We start from the raw sequence: 6,377 nt of genomic DNA on the forward strand, positions 1-6,377 counted from the left end.
GCCGCCGGCGAACGGTGCGCCAGCAGCGTGTCAGCCCTTGGGCATGCTCTGCAGGGCCCGCCGCAGGTTGTCGCCGATGCGGTCCATGGTGGCCTCGTAGGCTTCCGGCATGTCGACGTCGAGCCGGTCGGCGAGCACGAAGACCCACCACAGGCACTCGGCCAGCTTGTGCCGCAGTTCGGCGTCCACGTCACCGTCGATGCCCCAGGTGCGCTCAGCGGCGAGCACCAGGCGCCCGACGTAGGCTGCGTCGTTGGTGAAGCCGAGCGCGAGCTCGGGCAGGGTCCAGGTCCGGCCCAGTACGCGCTGCTCGATCTGCTCGTACTGGGCTCGGACCTGCAGTGCCTTCTCATCGGCCTCGATGAGGCCGGCCTTTTCGTCGTGTGCCGGCGTCTCGTTCATCTAGGTGTCCCTCCAGGGAGATGGTCGGTGTCATTGACGACGCTAAAAGCAGATGCGGACGGATTTTGTCCTGGTCTGTCGGTGTGGTGATGCGGTCTGTCGGCAGACGGGTGACTCAGTCCGTGCCGCACGTCACGGTGTGTCCGTGGGAGCCAGTTCGAATTCGGACCGCTCGGACTCGACTCCGTTGATCTGGAGGGAGATTGCATGTCGCCCGGGGTAGTAGCGGCGTGTCGTGATCGGCCGGAACGAATGCTCCCGCATCACCTCCATCTGTTCACCCGGTGCGAGGGTCCGGGTGGTGAGTTTGAAGGTCTTGCCGGTCAGGTTTCCGTTGGCCTTGCGGTGATGCACGATGTAGTCGATCGTCAGCCGCGCCGCAGTATCACCTACGTTGCGGATCGAGGCGGTGAGCTGGACGCTCTCGCCAAGAGGGACGACATCCCGGTCCAGTCGGGGCCCGGCCACGTCCAGGACCGCGGGAGCGAAGCCGAGCAGTTCCAGTGCGCCGAGGTGGCCGCGCTTGATGAGCGTGCGCAGCCCGTGCTGTACCAGGCGTTCCGTGGTGCCGTCAGGACTGTCCAGCCAGCGGCGCGCCGTGTCGACGACGACCTCGGGATAGTCACGGCTGAGGTCGTTGAGGTGGTTGGCGACCGAGCGGCGTACGTATGCGCTCTCGTCCCGGTAGAGGGCGTCCAGGATGGGGACGGTAACCCCGGGACGGGCCAGGATCTGCGGTACCCGTACCGCCCAGGGCAGGTAGGGACGGGTGCCTTCGGAGGCGAGCCTGCGCACGTCGGGGTCCGCCGATCCGGCCCAGTCGCCCACGATGGTGCCGAGCGCCCGGTCGAGGTCGTGTCGCAGCAGTGTCCTGATCGCGAACTCGGAGGAGAGACGCCCGGTGAGCTCGGCGAGGAGCACCATCGCGTCGTCGAAGGCGGCGGTCTCGCCTTCCTGGACGGCGCGGGTGGCGACCGCGCTGGTGACCGGCCAGATCAACCATCCGGTGAACTGAGGTGCGTTGTCCCGGGCTGTACGTACGGTCCGGGCGAGTGTGGCGTAATCACCCGGCAGGTCGGTCAGCAGTGCGTCGCGCAGCAGGTCGGCGCGCTGTCTGAGAGGCAGCGGGCCGACCTGCCGTGCTGCCGCGTGCAGTGCCGTGAGGGTGGCGTCCGGAGCGGCGGTCCGAATGGCGTGCGTGAGGCTCTGCACGGTGTGGCGGCTGATGAGTTCGTCGGCGAACGGCATGCTGGCCTCTCCGTCATGTGACGTCGTGCAGCGCGGTGGTGAGCTGCCAGTGCACGCTGTCGTGGTCGATCGTGGCGTGGACGGGAGGGCCCGCCATCTCGCCGGTGATTCCAGCGGCACCGGTGCGGGCGTGCGGCAGGCTGTCGTAGGCGACGATGTCGATGACACGTCCGTCGTCGGTCTCGACGATGCGTCGCCAGAGGAAGCCGGGCTGTCGCTTCAGGTAGGCGTCGATGTCCGCGTTCGCCTTCACGAAGTCGTCGGCGGTGAAGCCCGGGGCCGGGCGCAAGGTGGCGATCTCAAGTGTCTCGGACATGGTGTGCTCCGTTCTGGTCACGTCGATGAGCGGCTGGGGTCAGCGGACGAATGCCTTGGCGGACAGGCCGTTGACCGTGGTGTCACCCTGTTGGAAGCCGACCATGGACTCGATCATGCTGTGCGGGTAGTCGAGGGTGGGTGCCGTGAGGCTGTTCAGTTCGGTGATCTGCGTGTCGGTGAGCGTGATGTCGAGCGAGGCGAGATTGGCGGCCAGCTGCTCCTGTGTCCGGGCGCCGACCAGGGTGGACGTCACCTCGGAGCGCTGCCGCACCCAGGCGAGCGCCACCGCTGCCACTGTCGTACCGAGGCTGTCGGCGATCTCCTGCAGGGCGTCGAGGAGGGCGAAGGTCGTTTCGCTCAGGTAGGAGGCGGCGTACGCGGTGCGCCCGGAACCGGCCACCTCGGTGGCGGTGCGCGAGTACTTGCCGGACAGGACACCGCTGGCCAGCGGACTCCATGGTGTGATGCCGAGTCCGAAGCGGCGGGCGGCTCCGAAGGTCTCGCCCTCGACGCTGCGGGCGAGCAGGGAGTACTCGACCTGGAGTGCGGCGACGGGCTCCCATTCTCGCAGCCGGGCGGTGGTGGCGGCCTCGGCGACCCACCAGGCGGGTGCGTTGGACAGGCCGATGGCGTGGATCTTTCCCGCGCGGACCAGGTCGGTGAGGGTGGACAGGGTCTCCTCGACGGGGGTGTGCCGGTCCCACTGGTGCATCCAGTAGAGGTCGATGTAGTCGGTGTTCAACCGGCGCAGTGAGGCGTCGAGTTGAGTGCGGATCGCCTTGCGGCCGGCACCGCCGGAGTTGGGGTCGTCGGCGGCCATGTTGCCGCCGAACTTCGTCGCCAGGACGACGCGGTCCCGGCGGCCGGGACGCTGGGCGAAGTAGCGGCCCAGGGTCTCTTCGGAGGCGCCGCCGTTGTACATGTTGGCGGTGTCCACGAAGTTGCCGCCGGCGTCGAGGTAATGGTCCAGCAGCCCGAACGAGGTTTCGGGGCCGGAGCCCCAGCTGCCGTCGTCGAAGTTCATCGCGCCGAAGGCGAGAGGGCTCACGCGGAGCCCCGAGCGGCCGAGGGTGCGGTAGGAGGTGAGTGACATGGTGTTTCCTTCTGGGTTCTCGGAGTAGGTCTCAGAACTGCGGATGCGGACGATGGTCCCCGGTGGGGCGTGGACTCCACACTCGCCGACGGGGCCCCGAAGAGGGAGGTTGCGCGAGGGTGGGTGTGCCACACCCAGGCAGACCGCCGGTGACCGTGGACGCGACGGCCCGGATCAGACGTCTGTTTCAGGACGGTCGGGGTGCGCCCAGTGCGTGTGGAAGGCTCCCTGCCGGTCGATACGCCGGTAGGTGTGAGCGCCGAAGTAGTCCCGCTGGCCCTGCAGCAGCGCGGCGGGCAGCCGGTCGGCCCGCAGTGTGTCGTAGTAGGACAGTGCCGCGGCGAACGCGGGAGCGGGGACCCCACGTCGGGCAGCGGTGGCGACGACCTCGCGCCAGGGGACCTGGGCTGCGGTGATCTCTTCCGCGAACCCGGGCTCGGCCAGCAGGCTGACGAGGTCGGGGGCGGCCTTGTGCGCCGTGCGGATGCGGTCGAGGAATGCGGCGCGGATGATGCAGCCGCCTCGCCAGATACCGGCCACCGCTGCGAAGTCGATGTCCCAGCCGTATGCGAGCGCGGCGTCCTGGATCATCGTGAAGCCCTGGTCGTACGCGATGACCTTGGAGGCGTACAGCGCCTGCTCGACCTGTGACGTGAAGCGTTCTGCCTCGGAGCGAGTCTTCGGTATGTGCATGCCACCGGGCAGCGGGCGGTATGCGGTACGCAGGGCGGACTGTCCGGAGGCTGCGCGTGCGAAGGTCGCCTGAGCGATGGTCGTGACGGGTGAGGCGAGGTCGAGAGCGGTCTGCACGGTCCAGCGGCCGGTGCCCTTCTGCCCCGCGGCATCAGCGACCACGTCGACGAACGGCTTCCCGGTGTCGGCATCCGTGTGGGCGAGGACCTCGGCGGTGATCTCGATCAGATAGGAGTTCAGTCGCCCCTTGTTCCAGGTGCGGAATATCTCGGCGATCTCAGCCGGGCTGTACTGGGCGACCTGGCGTAGCAGATCGTAGGCTTCGGCGATGAGCTGCATGTCGGCGTACTCGATGCCGTTGTGGACCATCTTCACGAAATGGCCGGCGCCGTCGGCCCCGATGTGCGTGCTGCATGCCTCCCCGCCGACATGGGCACTGATGGTCTCGAACATGGGGCCCAGGACGGCGTAGGCCTCCTTCGAACCGCCCACCATGATGGACGGCCCGTTCAGGGCGCCCTCCTCACCGCCGGAGACACCTGCTCCGACGAAGTGGATGCCGCGTTCGCGTAGATCCGCCTCACGGCGCCGGGTGTCGGCGAAGTGGGCGTTCCCGCCGTCGATGATCATGTCCCCGGACTCCAGTAGCGGGGCGAATTCATCGATGACCGCGTCCGTGGCGGCGCCTGCCTGCACCATGATCATGAGTCGGCGAGGGCGCTGCAGCGCATCGACGAAATCCCGGGCGGTTTCGGCCGGTACGAAGGCGCCCTCGTGACCGAACTCCTCCATGAGGGCCTTCGTACGCGACGGGGTCCGGTTATGGACGGCGACCGTGTAGCCATGGCGTGCGAAGTTCCGGGCCAGGTTTCGGCCCATTACCGCGAGTCCGGTGACTCCGATGTGCGCGCGTGTGTTCATGATGATCTCTTTCTCTGCCACCTGTACGGCGGAAGACGAGTAGGTGGTCGTGGCTGTCATGGCTGCTGTCCGCCCATGGCCACGAGGTAGGTGAAGGCCTCGGCACTGCGACTTCCCGGGGCGGGGGCTCCGACCAGCAGGTGCTGTCCAGGGACGGCCGCCACGCCGTGGACGCGATACGAGAGCTCGATGTGTCCGGCTGTTGGGTGGACCACCTTTCTGTACGCGTGGTCCAGGCCGATCGCGGCGCTGTTCTCCCAGTTCCCTGCGAAGTCGGCCGACTGGGCGAACAAGCCGGTGATGAGGTCCACGATTTCCGTGTCGTTGGGCCGCCGGACGGCGTTGAGGCGCAGCGTGTGCAGCGAGCCGGCGGCGGCCACAGACCATTCGGTGAAGTAGGTCCGTGCCCCGGCGTCCGTGAAGAGGATCCGGAGCAGGTTCTGACAGGTGCCGGCCGCGTCGGCGAAAGGGGACAGCAGCACTCGGGCGGGCGCGTTGGCCGCCAGGATGTCGAAGCAGGGACTCAGTACGTAGGCCGCTGCCTGGTGAGAAGCGTCCAGGATGTGCAGTAGTTCCGGGTGCACCTGTCCGCGTGCGGTGTCGGGACGCAGGTTCGGGTTGAGTCCGGCGAGACGGAACAGGTGGCTCCGTGCATCCGGGGCCAGACGAAGGGCCTGGGCGAGGGCTTCGGCGATCCGGGGCGAAGGGTGTCGCTCCCGGCCTTGCTCCAGTCGGCTGTAGTGGTCGGCGCTGACGTGTGCCAGGACCGCCACCTCCTGCCGGCGCAGCCCATCCACCCGGCGACGACCACCGGTGCTCAGGCCGACGTCCGCGGGAGCCAGCCGGGACCTGCGGGCCCGGAGGAACTCCCCCAGGGAGTTCTCCTGTGGCTCCCCGGTGTTCTCGCGGGTTCGTGCCGAGCCCACGGGCGCCATGGAGGGCACGTGCATGCGCATCCGCATTTCTTCCCGGCTCGGCGCACCGGAAGTCGGCGTGCCCGACGCGAGCCGGTCCTTCGGTGCGCTTCAGGCGTCCGGGGTCTTGAGGTGGTAGCGGGTGTTGCCGGTGAAGTCGATGGTGACCTCCCGCCGGGCGAAGGACCACGTTCCCTGACGCCGCTCGAAGCGGTCGCGGTAGCGCCCGCCCGCCACCATCTGCAGCGGCAGGAGGCCGGGCACTGCCTGGAGGATGTTGTAGTACGACCGCGCCTCGGCGCTGTCGTCGTCCTCGTCCACCTCGATGAGGATGTTCGTCGTGATGTGCCGGGTGCGCAGGGTCCCGTCGTCGTGCACGACCAGCATCGAACTGATCAGGTCCTCGATGGCCTTACCGCCGCGGAGGCTCACCTCACCCGATACGAACTCCGCGTTCTCGAAGAGTGCGCCGAACTTCGCGAAGTCACCGTCGTCGACGAGGTGCGAGTAGCGGGCGATGAGGTTCTCGATCTGTCGGGCGCTGGAGATCGAGGAGGTGGAAGCAGGCATGGAAGTGGCCTTTCGACAGGGGGATCCGCTCGCCCCGGCGGGCGAACACCCTCAGTCTGTTCCCGCGACGACGGGCCAGGAAGGACCTGTCTTCCTGGGTGCCACACACCCATGTTCCACTCGGATCCGCTCAGATGGCCTGGTGCGCCAGCAGTGCCAGTGCGGCCACGAGGATCACCATCAGTGCTATCAGCATCGCCGGATTGAGCCCCGCGAAC

The 6,377-nt window shown here is 67.9% G+C and carries 7 protein-coding genes; all 7 read right to left on the reverse strand.

Features of this window, described 5'->3' with window-relative positions; all coding sequences use genetic code 11:
• Positions 1–30: 30 nt before the first annotated feature.
• The 7 genes from ABZ441_RS03140 to ABZ441_RS03170 all read right to left on the reverse strand — a co-directional run bounded on the left by ABZ441_RS03140 (position 31) and on the right by ABZ441_RS03170 (position 6,159).
• A complete protein-coding gene (locus ABZ441_RS03140; RefSeq protein WP_358967501.1) occupies positions 31–402 on the reverse strand; it encodes a hypothetical protein in 372 nt (123 codons plus the stop codon).
• Between the two features lie 132 nt (positions 403–534).
• The gene (locus ABZ441_RS03145) at positions 535–1,650 is read right to left on the reverse strand and encodes a DNA alkylation repair protein (RefSeq protein ID WP_358967504.1); all 1,116 of its coding nucleotides are present in this window, start codon (positions 1,648–1,650) and stop codon (positions 535–537) included.
• A 13-nt stretch (positions 1,651–1,663) separates the two neighbouring features.
• Entirely contained in the window at positions 1,664–1,966 is a 303-nt protein-coding gene (locus ABZ441_RS03150; RefSeq protein WP_358967507.1) for a hypothetical protein, read from the reverse strand.
• 39 nt (positions 1,967–2,005) lie between these two features.
• Positions 2,006–3,061, reverse strand: coding sequence for an aldo/keto reductase (locus ABZ441_RS03155; protein WP_358967510.1), 1,056 nt, complete (start codon positions 3,059–3,061; stop codon positions 2,006–2,008).
• Between the two features lie 174 nt (positions 3,062–3,235).
• Positions 3,236–4,675 carry an NADP-dependent phosphogluconate dehydrogenase gene (gene gndA / locus ABZ441_RS03160; protein ID WP_358967513.1) on the reverse strand — a complete coding sequence of 480 codons (1,440 nt, stop codon included), beginning with the start codon at positions 4,673–4,675 and terminating at the stop codon, positions 3,236–3,238.
• A 56-nt stretch (positions 4,676–4,731) separates the two neighbouring features.
• Positions 4,732–5,631 carry a helix-turn-helix transcriptional regulator gene (locus ABZ441_RS03165; RefSeq protein ID WP_358967516.1) on the reverse strand — a complete coding sequence of 300 codons (900 nt, stop codon included), beginning with the start codon at positions 5,629–5,631 and terminating at the stop codon, positions 4,732–4,734.
• 69 nt (positions 5,632–5,700) lie between these two features.
• Positions 5,701–6,159, reverse strand: coding sequence for a nuclear transport factor 2 family protein (locus tag ABZ441_RS03170; RefSeq protein WP_358967519.1), 459 nt, complete (start codon positions 6,157–6,159; stop codon positions 5,701–5,703).
• Positions 6,160–6,377: the final 218 nt, after the last annotated feature.

Source organism: Streptomyces sp. NPDC005752, from assembly GCF_040630715.1.
Lineage (GTDB): Bacteria > Actinomycetota > Actinomycetes > Streptomycetales > Streptomycetaceae > Streptomyces.